This is a genomic window from Methylomonas sp. LWB, from assembly GCF_001856095.1.
Classification (GTDB): Bacteria; Pseudomonadota; Gammaproteobacteria; order Methylococcales; family Methylomonadaceae; genus Methylomonas; species Methylomonas koyamae_A.
The window spans coordinates 1-14,437 of sequence record NZ_MKMC01000010.1; the positions used below are offsets into that span (position 1 = coordinate 1).

Annotated in this window: 12 protein-coding genes; 8 read left to right on the forward strand and 4 right to left on the reverse strand. The window is 51.6% G+C overall.

Annotated features, from left to right (window positions below):
* Nucleotides 1–37: 37 nt before the first annotated feature.
* Nucleotides 38–1,669: an IS1182 family transposase gene (locus tag BJL95_RS05020; RefSeq protein WP_175463649.1), complete on the reverse strand. Its 1,632-nt coding sequence runs from the start codon at nucleotides 1,667–1,669 to the stop codon at nucleotides 38–40.
* A gap of 45 nt (nucleotides 1,670–1,714) precedes the next feature.
* Here BJL95_RS05020 and BJL95_RS23640 point away from each other — a divergent pair, with 45 nt between their 5' ends.
* The 6 genes from BJL95_RS23640 (at nucleotide 1,715) to BJL95_RS24480 (ending at nucleotide 7,021) form a co-directional block, all read left to right on the forward strand.
* Nucleotides 1,715–2,599, forward strand: a complete 885-nt coding sequence (locus tag BJL95_RS23640; RefSeq protein ID WP_254786689.1) for a TonB-dependent siderophore receptor — start codon at nucleotides 1,715–1,717, stop codon at nucleotides 2,597–2,599.
* 199 nt (nucleotides 2,600–2,798) lie between these two features.
* The gene (locus BJL95_RS05030) at nucleotides 2,799–3,323 is read left to right on the forward strand and encodes an RNA polymerase sigma factor (RefSeq protein ID WP_083385665.1); all 525 of its coding nucleotides are present in this window, start codon (nucleotides 2,799–2,801) and stop codon (nucleotides 3,321–3,323) included.
* Between the two features lie 53 nt (nucleotides 3,324–3,376).
* Complete coding sequence (locus BJL95_RS05035) at nucleotides 3,377–4,354, forward strand: FecR domain-containing protein (protein WP_071155993.1); 978 nt, start codon at nucleotides 3,377–3,379, stop codon at nucleotides 4,352–4,354.
* Nucleotides 4,355–4,658: 304 nt separating this feature from the next.
* Nucleotides 4,659–4,949, forward strand: coding sequence for a DUF1778 domain-containing protein (locus BJL95_RS05040; protein ID WP_071155995.1), 291 nt, complete (start codon nucleotides 4,659–4,661; stop codon nucleotides 4,947–4,949).
* Entirely contained in the window at nucleotides 4,946–5,446 is a 501-nt protein-coding gene (locus BJL95_RS05045) for a GNAT family N-acetyltransferase (RefSeq protein ID WP_071155997.1), read from the forward strand. Before BJL95_RS05040 ends, BJL95_RS05045 begins: the two co-directional genes overlap by 4 nt.
* 612 nt (nucleotides 5,447–6,058) lie before the next feature.
* The gene (locus BJL95_RS24480) at nucleotides 6,059–7,021 is read left to right on the forward strand and encodes a hypothetical protein (protein WP_139306138.1); all 963 of its coding nucleotides are present in this window, start codon (nucleotides 6,059–6,061) and stop codon (nucleotides 7,019–7,021) included.
* A gap of 79 nt (nucleotides 7,022–7,100) precedes the next feature.
* Here the strand turns inward: BJL95_RS24480 and BJL95_RS23645 are convergent, their stop codons facing one another.
* The 3 genes from BJL95_RS23645 to BJL95_RS05055 all read right to left on the reverse strand — a co-directional run bounded on the left by BJL95_RS23645 (nucleotide 7,101) and on the right by BJL95_RS05055 (nucleotide 9,382).
* Nucleotides 7,101–7,760 (reverse strand): hypothetical protein, encoded by a 660-nt coding sequence (locus tag BJL95_RS23645; RefSeq protein WP_083385669.1) that lies wholly within the window; start codon nucleotides 7,758–7,760, stop codon nucleotides 7,101–7,103.
* 586 nt (nucleotides 7,761–8,346) lie between these two features.
* Entirely contained in the window at nucleotides 8,347–8,661 is a 315-nt protein-coding gene (locus tag BJL95_RS24485) for a hypothetical protein (RefSeq protein WP_139306139.1), read from the reverse strand.
* A gap of 355 nt (nucleotides 8,662–9,016) precedes the next feature.
* A complete protein-coding gene (locus tag BJL95_RS05055) occupies nucleotides 9,017–9,382 on the reverse strand; it encodes a hypothetical protein (protein WP_139306140.1) in 366 nt (121 codons plus the stop codon).
* 890 nt (nucleotides 9,383–10,272) lie between these two features.
* Between BJL95_RS05055 and BJL95_RS05060 the strand changes: the two genes are divergently transcribed.
* Nucleotides 10,273–12,810 carry a TonB-dependent receptor gene (locus tag BJL95_RS05060; RefSeq protein WP_083385672.1) on the forward strand — a complete coding sequence of 846 codons (2,538 nt, stop codon included), beginning with the start codon at nucleotides 10,273–10,275 and terminating at the stop codon, nucleotides 12,808–12,810.
* Between the two features lie 313 nt (nucleotides 12,811–13,123).
* The gene (locus BJL95_RS05065; RefSeq protein WP_071156005.1) at nucleotides 13,124–14,401 is read left to right on the forward strand and encodes a PepSY domain-containing protein; all 1,278 of its coding nucleotides are present in this window, start codon (nucleotides 13,124–13,126) and stop codon (nucleotides 14,399–14,401) included.
* The last annotated feature ends 36 nt before the right edge of the window (nucleotides 14,402–14,437 follow it).

The following is a 14,437-nucleotide window of genomic DNA, read 5'->3' on the forward strand; positions in this document are numbered from 1 at the left end:
GAGGCCGTCGTAAAACCCCAGTTTTTCGTTCCAACCCTCAAAAACCGGCCCTATTTTCCTGGACCAGCCGAGATCCGTGGTGGGTTGCGGGCAAATGCCAAAAATGCAATATGCGCGCAAACCAGCCCGCCATCCAGCGCAGCCATTGATATAGAACGCTAAAAATGGCAACAGCCAAGGCGCGACCCAGGTTGTATGCCATGGCATGCAAGGCGAACTCGACTTTGACGCCGGCCAAGCCCTTGCGGCGAAAGCGGTTTAAACCCTGCCGGCCCCGGAGCTGACTAAAAACGGGTTCCACCATCGCTTGGCGCTGCCGGTAGCGCTGGCGCGGTTCGGGCTGGGTCATTTTCCGGCGCAGGGCGTCTTTTTGGTCATCGCTGGCATAGCGCTTGAGTGTGCGACCGCCCTTGCCACGGATACATTGGCTTTTCAGCGGGCAATCGTTACAGGCGTCACAGGTGTAGACGGTATAAGCCCGGCCGCGTTTGCCGCCGTTGCAGGTGTGATGCGGGGTCAGCCGTTGTTGGTTCGGGCACAGATAGCTATCATCGTCGGTTTGATAGATGAAGCGGCTTTTGGGGATTTGTTTGTCCGATTGTTTGTTCCAGTCTTCGCCTAGGCTTTGGCCTTCTGGACAGAGCAGTTCGATGCCGCGTTGCTCGGTCGCGTCCAGGATGCCGTCGCTGAAAAAACCAGAGTCGAACAGGGCGGTTTCGACCAGGCCCAGGGCTTGGGCGCGATCCAATAAGGCCGGGATGACTTCGGTTTCGCTGGAGGGATGCACGTCGCAAGCGACGATGACCCGGCTATCGTTGGCCAATACCGTTGGCTTGTAACTGCCACGGAAGTCCTTGGAATTCTTTTGCGGTTGCAACACCGCCTCCGGTTCGTTGCTTTGCACTTGAGTCTTGGCGGGGTCCTTGCCCTTGGCGGCCTGTTTTTGCTGACGCGCCGTGAGCTCGACTTGCGCCTGTTCCAGCACGTTCAATCGCTGCGCAGCGGCGGTATCGCTTGGATGGGCCCGTACCGTTTCCTGTGCTTGGACCAAGGCTTGCTGGAGCGCTTCTTCCCGCATCAATTGAAACCGCGAGGACATGGCTTCGATGATAGTGCCGTCGCCGGCCAGCGTGGTCGTCCCGGAGCCGGTGACTTTCAAGACCTGACGGGTCACGCCATCGAAAAACTCGGTCGTCAACAGGGTTTCGTGTTGACGCACAAACCGGCCGATGACCGAATGATCCGGCATGATGCCGCCGCTCAACCACCAGCAACCCACGTCGGACCGGGCCAAGCGCTCCAGATCGCGCAAACTGCTCAAGCCTTGCAAAATCCCATACAGAATGATGCCGACCATCGCCCGCGGCGCATACGGCGGACGCCCGCCGGGCTGGTAACGGACTTCAAAGTCCGCGAAGGACAACGATTCCAACAGAGGACGCAATTTCAGCGGCGTGGTTAAGCCGGTCTGTTGCAGATGTTCGCGCAACGGCTTGCCATTGATCGACAATCCGCGTGGATCGGGGGCTTCGAAACGGATGTAGGGCTTTCCAGAGGCGGATGGGGCGATAGACTCGGGCACCTCTTCAATCACGACGTCATCGAATAGCGAAGATTGCCGGCTGCTACACAAGGTTTTGACGGGTCTACTGATCGATTCGGCTGTCACGACTGATTTCCGGCGGGTTGGCGTGCGGATATTTTATCGTATCTCGTGTGGGCTAGCTTTTACGACAGCCTCCATCAAAAGCAGTCATCGCAAAACTACACCGGCACGGTGACTTCACAAGATCCAACGACCCAAGATGCGGTGACACCGCGCGTCGGGATCCTGTGGCAACCGCAAAGTTGGCTCAGCCTTTACGCCAACTATGTTGAAGGTTTTGGCGCCAACTCCGGCAGAGCTTATGTCAGTCCAGGTATCAGTAAAACAATTGACCCAACCAGTGCTACTCAATATGAAGGAGGCGTAAAAACCGAGTTCTTCGACGGTCGTTTGCGTGCAACTTTGGCGTATTACGACTTAACCAAAACAAATCTCGCTTCAACCGATCCGAATGTGTCGCATATATGTGGTGGCGGACCCTGCCAACTTGCAGTTGGTGAAGTGCACAACCGAGGTCCAGAACTGGATATTCAAGGCGAAATCTTGCCGGGCTGGAGTGCGATAGCCACTTACTCGTATACGGACACCACTATCAGCAAAACCAATCCGGAAAATGAAGCATTTTTGGGCTTGTATCCGGTCGGGACTCGCTATTGGGGCGTACCGCGCAATACCGCCAGCCTTTTCAGTACTTATGAATTTCAGAGCGACACACTGAAAGGCTTCAAATTGGGTGGCGGAGTTAATCTGCAAAGCAGTCAATTGACGTGCTGTCTCGCGCCGCAATTTACGATCCCTGGCTATGCAACCGTTGATTTGCTGGCGGCCTACAGTATCAAGGTTGGAAAAACCAAAGTCAGTGCTCAGTTGAATGTGAATAACTTATTGGATAAATATTATTTCACCGGCGCCGGTTTTGACAGTCCAAGCATCATGTTTCCAACCTTCGGTCAACCACGATTTTTTATGGGATCAATCAGCATTCAATATTAGACCTAGCAAAACGGAACGCCACGTTGGTCCCGCCCTTGGAAGACGGCGGGCGTTCTGCGCCATAGTATGCCGGCAGCTAGCAAACAACAGCACCGCGGACATCGATTGCGAATCGGCGTATCTCGTTGGCGCGGCGACAATTTGCGGTGTACCATGCGTCGAGAATTCACGCATTCACTAGCCGCATCCATCCCAACCCATGAACGACTTGGCAAGGCACAGGGTTCAGTGCCTGATAGAAACCCACCAGAAGGATTTGCAGGCCATGTTGCGGCGGCGCCTGGATTGTCCGCAGGATGCCGCCGACGTGGCCCAGGAAGCCTATCGGCGCCTGTTGAAGATCATCCCCGCTCAAGACATCCAAAGCCCCAAGGCCCTGCTGTTTCATATCGCCGGCCAATTAGCCGTCAACGTACTGAACCGCCGGGACTGGCACGACGCCAAACACGACGGCGACGCGGCACTCGAGGAGCAAACCAGCCGGGACCACAATCCCGAACAACAATTAAGCCTGTCGCAAACTCAAGCCGTGATCCGCGCCGCAATCGACGCCATGCCGCCGCGCCGGCGCGAAGCCTTCGTACTGCATCGCTTTCATAATCACACCTACCCGCAAATTGCCGACATCCTTGGCATTTCGGTCGCTATGGTGGAAAAGCACGTCAGCGCCGGCCTGCTGACTTGTCGGCAGTACCTGCAAGATGCCGGCTTGCTGGAACCATGACATGAATCGCCACGGCATTTTAGCGACGCGCAATGACTCGACGGCGGCCGGCAATGTCTGACCACCCCAGCGCGCCATCGCCAGCCGAGGCCGCCAGCGTTTGGTTTGCCCGACTGCGTTCGCCGGGTTGCTGCGCGGCGGACCGGCTGGAATTCCAGCGCTGGCTAGCCGCCGATCCGCACCACCGCCACGAATATCAAACCCTGGAAACGCTGTGGCAAGCCATGAGTCCGTTGCAGTCGGTCTATGCAGGTCCGCTGAGCCGTAAACCCGTCCGCCGCGCCGCCGCCAACCGTTTTTATCCTGTCGGTATCGCGGCGGCGCTGCTGTTGGCGGTTGGCCTTCTCTGGCGAAGCCCTTATTTCGGCGAGCACTATCAACACTACCATACCGACATCGGCGAACGGCTCAGCGTGACCTTGGCCGACGGCAGTTTGTTGGAATTGAACACCGCGACCGACGTCACGGTTCGATACGGCAAAGGCCGGCGCGAGTTGGAACTCGAACGCGGCGAACTGTTCGCGCAAGTCGCCCACCAACCCTGGCGACCTTTCGTGGTCAAGGCCGACGGCGGCGAAACTCGCGACATCGGCACCCAATTCGCAGTGTATCGAGGTCCGGAATCCACCACGGTCAGCGTGTTCGAAGGCGAAGTGGAAGTCCGCTCCGGCGCGGATGCCCAAGCGCTCGCCACCTCCTCGCTGCGCAGCGGCGAGCAACTGGCCTATAGCGCATCCGGGCGCCAATCCGCACCGATCGCCATCGACATTGAAGCCCGTCAAGCCTGGCGGCGCGGCGAAATCATCTGGCGCGACCAAAGCTTGGCCCAGGTGGCCGCCGAAATCGAGCGCTACCATCCAGTCCGCATCCAACTGGCCTCGCCCGGACTGGCCAGCCAACGCATCAGCGGCGTGTTCAAGGCCGACGACCTGAACGGCATCGTCTCCGCCATCGCCGCGTTGCTGAACGCCGAGGCGCGCCGGCCATCGCCGGAGGTCGTGGTATTTACCGAAAACCGACAACGCTTGTAACCGCTTAACGCAAAGCGCAATTTTGCCTCTCGGCGGAATTCAATTTTAGCGATCGCAATTTCAGAGGCGGACGTCGAATCGGTAGTGGTGTTCGCGCTGCTTTATTTAAAGCAGAGTTGGATGGCAAATAATGGCATGGACTGGTTTCAGCGAAGGTTGGATAATGCGGTTTATCAGCGATAAGAAGGGCCGTTCGTCACCGACGAACATCCGGCGTTTTCAGACCTCGTGAATCCACTTTGGATATAATTGTCATGACAACGTCTGACGGCTATACTGCTCTCCTCTGTGTATAGGAGGCATTATGGCTATTCAATCGACTCGCACCACCAAACTTGACCTGCGATTATCGCCCGAAGCCAAGCAGACCTTGAGCGCGGCAGCCCAGGCAGCCCATTGCTCGGTCAGTCAGTTTGTATTGGCGAGTGCCTTGGCACGCGCCGCCGAAACGCTTACCGAGCGACAACGCTTTGAACTCAATGCCGAGCAATGGGAAAAATTTATGTCCGCGCTCGATGCGCCGCCACAACTTGTACCCCAGATTCAACGCTTGCTTCGCGAGCCGAGCCCCTTTGATCTGCCGACGACCGAATGACGGGGTTTCGGATTGAGAAGCTACGGCGCGATCATCCCGTTGATCGCTTTACCTGTGGGCACGAGGAGCTTGACCGCTTTCTGATTCGCTATGCCCTCGGCAACCAGCAAGCCAACGCTTCGCAAACGTATGTCGGTCTACATGACCAGGACGTCATTGGCTTCTACAGCCTGGTTGTGGGCGAAGTCGCTTTTAACGATGCGCCGGAGCGCTTGACCAAAGGCTTAGCCCGTCACCCTGTGCCGGTCATGTTGTTAGCGCGGCTGGCCGTGAGCACCGCCTGGCAAGGCCGTAAGATTGGTTCAGGCCTGTTAAAAGACGCGATGCTGCGCACGTTGCAGGCTGCCGACATTGGCGGTATTCGTGCTTTTGCGGTTCACGCCAAGGACTCCCCCGCAAAACGGTTCTACGAGCGGTTTGGTTTTGCCCCCTCACCGACAGATTCATTGCACCTCTACCGTCTCATCAAGGATTTGCGCCGTTCTCTCGAACAGTAACAACGTATTCCGATTAAAACCGCCAGTCGTTCCGATCGCAAAGCCGCCACGGGTTACAATTCAAACCCCGCCAGATTTTGAATGTCTGTGATCGGCCAATAAGCGACATTCAATTATTTCATCAAATGGGCAGTTGCTAGCCATAAAGCTGTCAAACAAGGTCGATTTATGAATAGACTTTGTGAGTTTAAAATCGCAAACTATAGCTACATGTTTTTTAGGGGGCAATCTGCAGATATTTCTGCTTACCCGCATGAATCAGAAATGTTTAATAAAAGCTAGAAAGCAAAAGAGATAAGAGAGTGTATTTTTGAAAACTTTACAACTTCAGCCACTATGGATTCAGCGGTTATTTGTTAACCTAGTGGAGATGCTTAATGTTCTTCAGAAAATTTAAAAAATATAAACCGTGAAGTTATTCAGGTTTTTTGATTCTAACAGGTTAGTGCAAAACTATTTTTCAGTCTTAAGAGAAATTATATTTAGTGCAGGCAAAACATAACTGACTACTAGATATTGATTAAATTCTGAAATATTGTTTTTAGCTAACCAAATAATGAACAGTAATTGTATTCAGTGATATATTGATCATTATTTCCGTATAATTATTAAATGCTTACATTGCAACATAAAAAAATGATTTCAAAAAAAGTATTGTTCTTGCTGTTGTTTGGATTTGGATGTTCTAAGCAACATATCAATTCACAATATGCTGCAAATGACTATAGTCAAAATAAATATAAGTACTATTCACAAGCACAGCCAAACAGTACATTGAAGAGCGCTATTTCACCAGTCAGTATCGATAGATGGGAAAGTATTCTTCCTTTGAATCGTTATGAAAGGACAGCAACATGGATGCTGGATAAATCGACTGATCTTTCAAAACAAGCAACAGTGCTATTGAAAAATGGAGCAGATGAATCAGTATTGAATTTATTAGTACAATCCATGACGCTATCAATTTATGGTTCAGAGTTAACTACAAATGAAGATAAATCAAAGCTTGCCGATGCACAAGCAGCCATGAGAAGTGCCTTGGAAAGCAAAGGGGTTGATTTTAAAATAATAGCATCATCACTTGATAATCTGAAAATTGCTTTTAAACGTGAAATTCAATACATACTTGAAGCCGAACCAGTCACAATCGAAGGAGCTAACCAGTATTTTGACACAAAACTAATACCGAACTGCAGTGCTGATGGAATTTGTAATTCTTTTGTTTTAGAAATAAAAAATAAATCTGATAAAAATATCGAGTTAAACTGGAACAAAACACTTTATATTCATAACGGCCAAACCTCTGGTGGTTTTATGTTTGAAGGTGTTCTTTATGCTGAAAGAAACAATCCAAAATCGCCGGATATCCTTTTTTCAAAAAGTACTTTTTTAAAGGAAATATACCCAAATAATCTTGTTGAATATGTTTCAGGAAGGCACGGTAGTTGGAATAATAAAGTTTTCCCATTAGGTGAGAACGGTATATTTTTGACTTTGGTAATAGATGATAAAGAAGTTACACAAAAACTTACTACACGGGTACTTGAACGACAGGTTGTAGTTAATGTGCCATAATCTTTGAAGAAAAAAATCAAAATAATATTTTAAGATATGAGGAATACGTTGATCTATGTTGTCGTATTTAGCGTTTTAACTAATTCAATAACTTGTTTAGAATCTTTATTTTTCGATCCAGATTATATTCTCTAATTTTGTTAACTAAAAATATAAGTAGCCAGATAGCAATTACTATGAAAATGATAGAAAAAGCAACCTCTGAATATGCTCCTGAAAAGTAATGAAAATTTTGAATCAATGAATAAATTGAGGTTTTTCTAATTATAAGATAAAAAATGCACCAAATAAAACCCATAACTGATGCGAACAACAAAAGGTTAGAAATTGGTGATCTGGCTTCATTTTTTGCCCTTTCCCAATCATGTTTAAGCAAAAGCGAAATTTTCGTTTCCAAAACGGTGAAACGTTCATAATTTGGCTCGGAGCATAGTTCGGTTATGCACGTTAATATTTGCTTATCTAAGATATGATTGGGGTCTGGATTCAGACTAAGCTTTAAATAAGTTGATGTCATCCTTGTTTTATTTAGACGTTCTCCATTTAATTTTGGCAAATTCACTGCTTCACTCAATAAGCACATCGTTTCCTTTATCTTCTCCCTCCATTTGGCTCTTTCTTCAGTTATGTATTTAAGTGCAATCGTTTCTTGATGCGATTTTCTGGTAAAAAAAACAGTTACTAGTGCTGCTAAAACACTAGAGCTTAAAAATATTGTTACAATATTAACTATTTCCAATTATTATATCCCTAAGGCATTACTTAAGTTAAAAAAATATTATGCTTTAAAACAGCAAAAGATCTGATAGATAATTAACTCAATAGCGACAAAAATAATTCATTTATAACGACTTATAGTATGTACGAAAAGTACTTATAAAATAGAATTGCTTTTTATAATTGAATTGGAGAAATGTAAAATTTATTGCCTTACTTTCACTATCATTAACAGATTAGTGAAAAACCATGCACTAGACAATAAATTTAACTGAAAGAATTTTTTACTTAGTGCCAAATCTAACCTTGCAGCGCTAAATATAGTGCTATATTGATTGCAAAAAATAGTTTTTCACCAACCTGTTAACAGGTTGTTGAAAAAATGAACTTATCCGTTAGCCAGGTACTATATACAGTACAAATCATAGATGTAGACCGCTATATCTAGTGATGGAAAATTTGATTTTTGCAAAAATCAACAGCCTGTTAAAGACTTATTTATTTCTTAGGCAGGTTACCTAATTATAAAATTTAGGGCGAAAATATTTAAATCAACAGCACAGCTGTTTCAATCCACTAACTATATAACACACTCAAGGCATTAAAACTCACCTACGATATCGATAAGGATCTGAATAAGAAACGCTACTCACTCTGCCATCCATAAAGGTTATCATTATTTGACTAACCGTGTTTGCAAGAACTTTATATTCCAAATGATTATAGGTCCAAACATCAATTTTATTTGCTCCCATATAGCTTGTATGTGTCGAATCTGGCTTTCCATAGCGTTCGACAATAGTATTTTGAGAAAATCCAACCAAATTTGGCCGTTCCTTTGCTAAATTTTCTAATTTTGGGGTAATCGCGCAAGCCGATAATGTAAATGCGATGAAAATATAATATACTAAGGTCAGTCTCATTTAATCTCCATTTTGATTGAGTAATTACCTGTATGGGTTCTTAGATTGGTTCAATCTCTACAACCCCCTGTAAGCCCGCGTAGATCCGATTAGCTACCCCGGAATCTTAACTTCGAATTGTGCAATTCGCAAGCTAACCGCACCAATATACTGAATGGCAACTTAGGAACCCATTTCTGTCACCGCAATTTACACCTCATCTGACAACAATGGGTCGATCTCGCTCATTGCGCCCACGCCGTTGCTCCGTCGGAGCGCCAACGCTATCCACCAAAACTTCGACGAACCTTACCGGCACCGTAACTTGTCGATCGCGGCGCTTGGCGAGGCGAGCGTCGGCGCGACGGACCCGGAGCTACAGGTTGCCGAGCCAGAAGGTTGCCACCGATCTGGCGGATTCTTGCTCGATCCTTCGCGGTTGGGGCGAATCGAAGCTGTTCAGGGTCTTTATCACTCGACGAGTTACCATTACAACACCGAACAATCCATTGCGGACACGGACCGAGAACATCGAGCGACGCCTGATCAACAGGCAAGCTTCTAATGCAAACACCGAGTGACGCGTGTTTAACAGCGGCGCTCCGCAACTCGACACCGGACATCCGCCGATGAACAGGCGACGATCTCGATTAAACATCGAGCCGTCGCTGATTAACAGGCAGCCGTCTCTGCCAAACAGCGGCGCGTGTCCGATCAACAGTGGCGCTTGCGTGTTAAACAAGCGGCGCCCACTGTCCATATTAGAAGACCGCGTGTTCAGCGTGAAGGTCTACACCTTCGTCGCGGAACCCTGGATGTTTAATTGGCGACACTGCGTGTTGAGATAAGAACGCTGCCGGTATCAACGGCAACATAGCCTGTCGCGACGACACCGCTGCCGATCGAACGCGGACACCTGACTGCTCAAACCGCACTGCGGCGGGTTTCGATGGGAACGGTGCGATTTATCGGCGGCACCGGCAATGAAGGTCATGCAAGCCCGGAATTATTTCCCCATCAAGACGGTGTCGTAAAAGTCGAAACAGAACCCTCTCCCGCAAGGAGAGGGGCTTTTACGACACCCTCATCAAGCGGGTGTAAATTCGGCTGGTCCGGCTGCCGCTGGTTTTCGGCTTGCCGAAAACTCAAACCCAAAGTCCCGAATTTTTGCATCGATTGCTTCAGTGAATAAGCCAGCCCGCTCCGATTAGCAGTAACGTAATCGGAGGAATTGTTGGCTTCGAAATGTGCGATTACAGAAGCTAATCGCACCTAAATTTTGAGTAACTATTCAGCGCGAAGTAAAAACGCCTTCTCCCAACGGAGCAGGGGAATGAACACCTCAACGTCAGCTACGCCGCTCGCTGAGCGGAGTCGAAGCGAAATCGCTGGCTTCGGCTCCGCTCAGCCAACGCCTTATTCCTACTCCGCTTAGCCAAACCGTTACAATTTTGAATGACAGCGTATTGCCTTATTCCCGTCTCCGCAAATTTCATCTCATGTGATTGCAAAGCGTCGTCAGCGTCCGATGCATTCTTTTTTTCACGCTTGAGGTAGGGTAAGCAGCCACTTCGTTTGGCTTAGTGCGCATAGGGATCGAAAACCGAGTCCCGGTCATCAAGGAGATAGCCCATGCCGAACCACCATCGCCCATCAAACCATCAGCCATCCGCTCGGGGCAAGTCCAAAACAATGCGCTGGGCGCTGGCGGCGGCCCTGGCCGGGTTGCAGTTGGCTAGCGCCCACGCGGTGGAAGCCGATCTGGATTTGCACATGCCGGCGCAACCGCTGGCGGCGGCTTTGGAAGCTTACTCACGCGCTACCGGCCTGCAACTGATCTTCCGCCCGGAAAGCGTAACCGGCCTGAGCAGCCCGGCCATCGACGGCCGCTACAGCCGGGCGGACGCCCTCCGGCATTTGCTGAAAGGCACCACTTTGAACGTGCAAACGGTTGACGACCATACCTTGGCAATCAAACCGAGCCAGCAAAATCCGGACAATCCCGAGACGCCCGACGCGGCGGCTACCTTACCGGCCGTCAAGGTGGTCGGCCAAGCCGCCTACGACGCCACCGATCCCTACAATCCCGATTACGCGTTGCCGAACGCCAGCTCCGGCACCAAAACCGATACGCCGATTATGGCGACGCCGCTGAACGTGCAGGTGATTTCCAAGCAAGTCTTGAAGGACCAGCAAGTGATACGCCTCGATCAGGCCTTGAAGAACATCAGCGGCGTCAGCGTCGCCAACGGCAACAACAATTCAGCCGGCCCCAGCAACGCCGAGCAATACACGCTGCGCGGCTTTGCGACCAGCACCTTGTTCCGCAACGGTTTTCGGATGGATGGGGGCAGCACCTGGTACGGCAACGGTCAACAAATGGCCAACGTGGAAAGCGTGGAAGTCCTGAAAGGGCCGGCCGCGATTCTGTTCGGCCGGGTCGAGCCCGGCGGGATGATTAACGTCATCACCAAAAAACCCAGAGCCACGCCCTACTACGCGATCAACCAACAGTTCGGCTCCTACGATTTGTTTCGGACCAGCGTCGATGCGACCGGCGCGATCAACCCTGACGCGAGTTTGCTGTACCGGGTCAACGCCTCGTTTCAAAGTAATCATTCCTACCGCGATCTGGTCGAAAGCGACGACAAATTCATCGCGCCGGTCATCCAGTGGCAAATCGGCGCCAAAACCCAGGCGACGCTGGAAATGGAGTATCAGCATAAGCGGGCCAGCGAGGATTTCATGATTTTGCCGATCGACGGCAACAACCGCTTTATCGACCTGCCCCACCAGCGCAACCTCGGCGAAAAAAACCTGGCCACGACCGACGGCTACTTCGCCGGCTTCAACTGGACGCATCAGTTCAATGAAGATTGGAGCATCAAACATCAAGTCAACTTCCGGCGCCGCGAGGTGCGGCAAGGCCCCAGCACCTTGCCGTTTTTCCTGGCGGGCAACACCTTGAGCCGGGTGGTTTACGGAATCAATCCGGAGACCAACGACACCTTGGCCAATATTCTGGACCTGACCGGCCATTTCACGACCGGCGCGTTGAAACACACCTTACTGATCGGCGGCGACCACTACGCCACCGATTATTTTCAGGACCTCACCTTTGGCGGCATCGGTTTCACGCTTTCCGACATCAACATCAACCAGCCAGCCCACCCCGGTCCGGGCGTGGTATTGGACCCCAGTTTGCGCCAGCTGTTCGCCCAAAAAACCGACAATTTCGGCGCCTATTTACAGGACCAAATCGAGCTTCCGCATAATATTCATCTGCTCGGCGGGTTTCGCTACCAGTATGTGCATTCGAAAATATTTCGCGGCGGCGCGGACGGCGTGCTGCGGCCGGACGAATTCGGCCTGCCGCAAACCGACGACGACGTGACCCCACGCGTCGCGGTGCTGTGGCAACCCGCCACATGGCTCAGCGTCTACGGCAATTACGTCGAGAATTTCGGCGCCAATACCGGCCGGTTTGCGTTCGTGGAAGGCGCGGCCTTCGGCAAGGCCTTGGCGCCGGAAACCGCCCAACAATGGGAGCTGGGCGCCAAATCCGAATGGTTCGACGGCCGGCTGCGCCTGTCTTTGGCGTATTACGATTTGACCAAACAAAACGTTGCCACGTTGGACGTAGGCCGCGGCACGGCGTGCGGCGGCAATTTTTGTTATCTGTCGGTCGGCGAAGTCAATAGCAGCGGTCCGGAGTTGGACATTCAAGGCGAAATTCTGCCCGGCTGGAATGCGATCCTGACCTACGCCCACCAAGACGTGCGCGTCACCAAAAGTTCGGACATCTCCGGCCAGATCAAAGTCGGCAACCGCTTGCAGTTTGTGCCGGAAAATACCGCCAGCGCCTGGACTACCTACGAAATCCAACAGGGGCCGGCCAAGGGCTTGAAATTCGGCGGCGGCGTAAGCTTGCGCGATTATGTCGTGAATGCCAATAACCAAACCCGCTCGGTCGGCAATACCTTGGTCGGCCTGATGACCGGCTACAGCTTCAAAGTGGGCAAATCGAAAGTGACGGCGCAACTGAACGTCGACAACTTGCTGGACCAACGCTATTTCACTGACGCGTCGCCGGTGACCGACTCCGGTTACGGCTACGTCAGTTTCAGCAACCCGCGCAGTTTCATCGGCTCGGTCAACGTCGAGTATTGACGGTCCTCGTTGCCGATTCTCCCGGCCGTGTTGGCGGGTTTTCCGTTCGGCCGTGCCGGGAGAACACTGCCGAGGATTAACGGGGCTTTCGAGGCGAAGTTGCTTTATCGAGCATCAAAAGTCGTAGGGAAAATTACGGACACACGCCTATCCGAAGGGGCTTTCGATCGCGGCTGAAGCCGCTGCCGGGCCCATCTGTTCCTGCTTCGAGACAATGACCGTTAGGTCGCTAGATGCGATAAATCGCAAATTTCTGTCTGGATTTAACGCCGAGATTCGTCTTATGGATTAAACGACCTTTAACAAACTTTATATGACGCGACACTTCTGGGTTTTGGTACACCGTTACGCCGGCTTGTACATGGCGTTCTTTTTGAGCGTGGCCGGTCTGACCGGTTGCGTGCTGGCCTTTTACCACGAATTGGACGACTGGCTGAATTCCGACCTGTATCGGGTGGAACTTCGCGATCAAGCGATGCTAGACGAGTTTATATTGCGCGACCAAGCCTTGGCACTGGAACCGCATGCGTACATCAACCAACTGATGTTAAGCCGGGAATCCAACCGGGTTTTCGAAGCGGGGTTGACGCCGCGCACCGATCCGGCCACCGGCAAACCCTACGAACTGGCTTATCAAAACCTACGGCTGGATCCTTATACCGGCGAGTTGCTCGGTTACGGCAAGGACGAAGGCTTGTGGCCGCTGACCCGCCACAACATCCTCCGGGTAATCTACAGCTTGCACTATTCGTTGGCCTTGGACGAAGTCGGGGTCTGGTTGTTCGGCATCGCCGCGCTGATCTGGACCGTCGATTGCTTCGTCGCGTTTTACCTGACCTTCCCGGTGCGCCGCAAATCCCCTCACCCTAACCCTCTCCCTGAAGGAGAGGGAACAACTTCGCGCGGCTTTTGGTCGCGTTGGGCGATTGCCTGGAAAATCAAATGGCCGGCCTCGGCCCTTCGGCTGAATTTTGACTTGCACCGGGCCGGCGGTTTGTGGACCTGGCTGATGCTGTTCGTGTTCGCCTGGTCGTCGGTTGGCTTCAATTTGAGCGAAACCGTCTACCAACCGGTGATGGCCGCGCTGTTCGATATGCCGGATTTACGGCAATTTCCGGTCCCGAATCTGCCGGAACCGCGCCCGGAACCGCGCATTGCCTGGCGTGAGGCGCACGCGATCGGCCGGCGTTTGATGGCCGAACAAGCCCAAGCGGCGCACGTGCAGGTGCTGGCGGAAGAGGCGCTGGCCTATCAACCGGAGAAGGGCATGTTTTTGTACGTGGTAAAAAGCGACCGCGACCTCAGCCCGGACCACGCCGGCACCGCGATCTGGTTCGACAGCGACAGCGGCCGGTTTGGCGGTCTACTGTTACCGACCGGCGAAAACCTCGGCTTGACCTTGAGTATGTGGCTGTTTGCGTTGCACATGGCAAAAGTCTGGGGACTGCCGTTCCAAATCTTCGTTTGCGCGATGGGCTTGGTGGTCGCGATGCTATCGGTCACCGGCGTCTATATCTGGCTGAAAAAGCGGAGCGCTCTGCGGTCGTCCAAAGCCAGACAAGCCAACATCGCCGGGCGTGTCGATGCTTAAGTGTTTCGCCGTCTCCATCGAAGAAACTACCGAGCG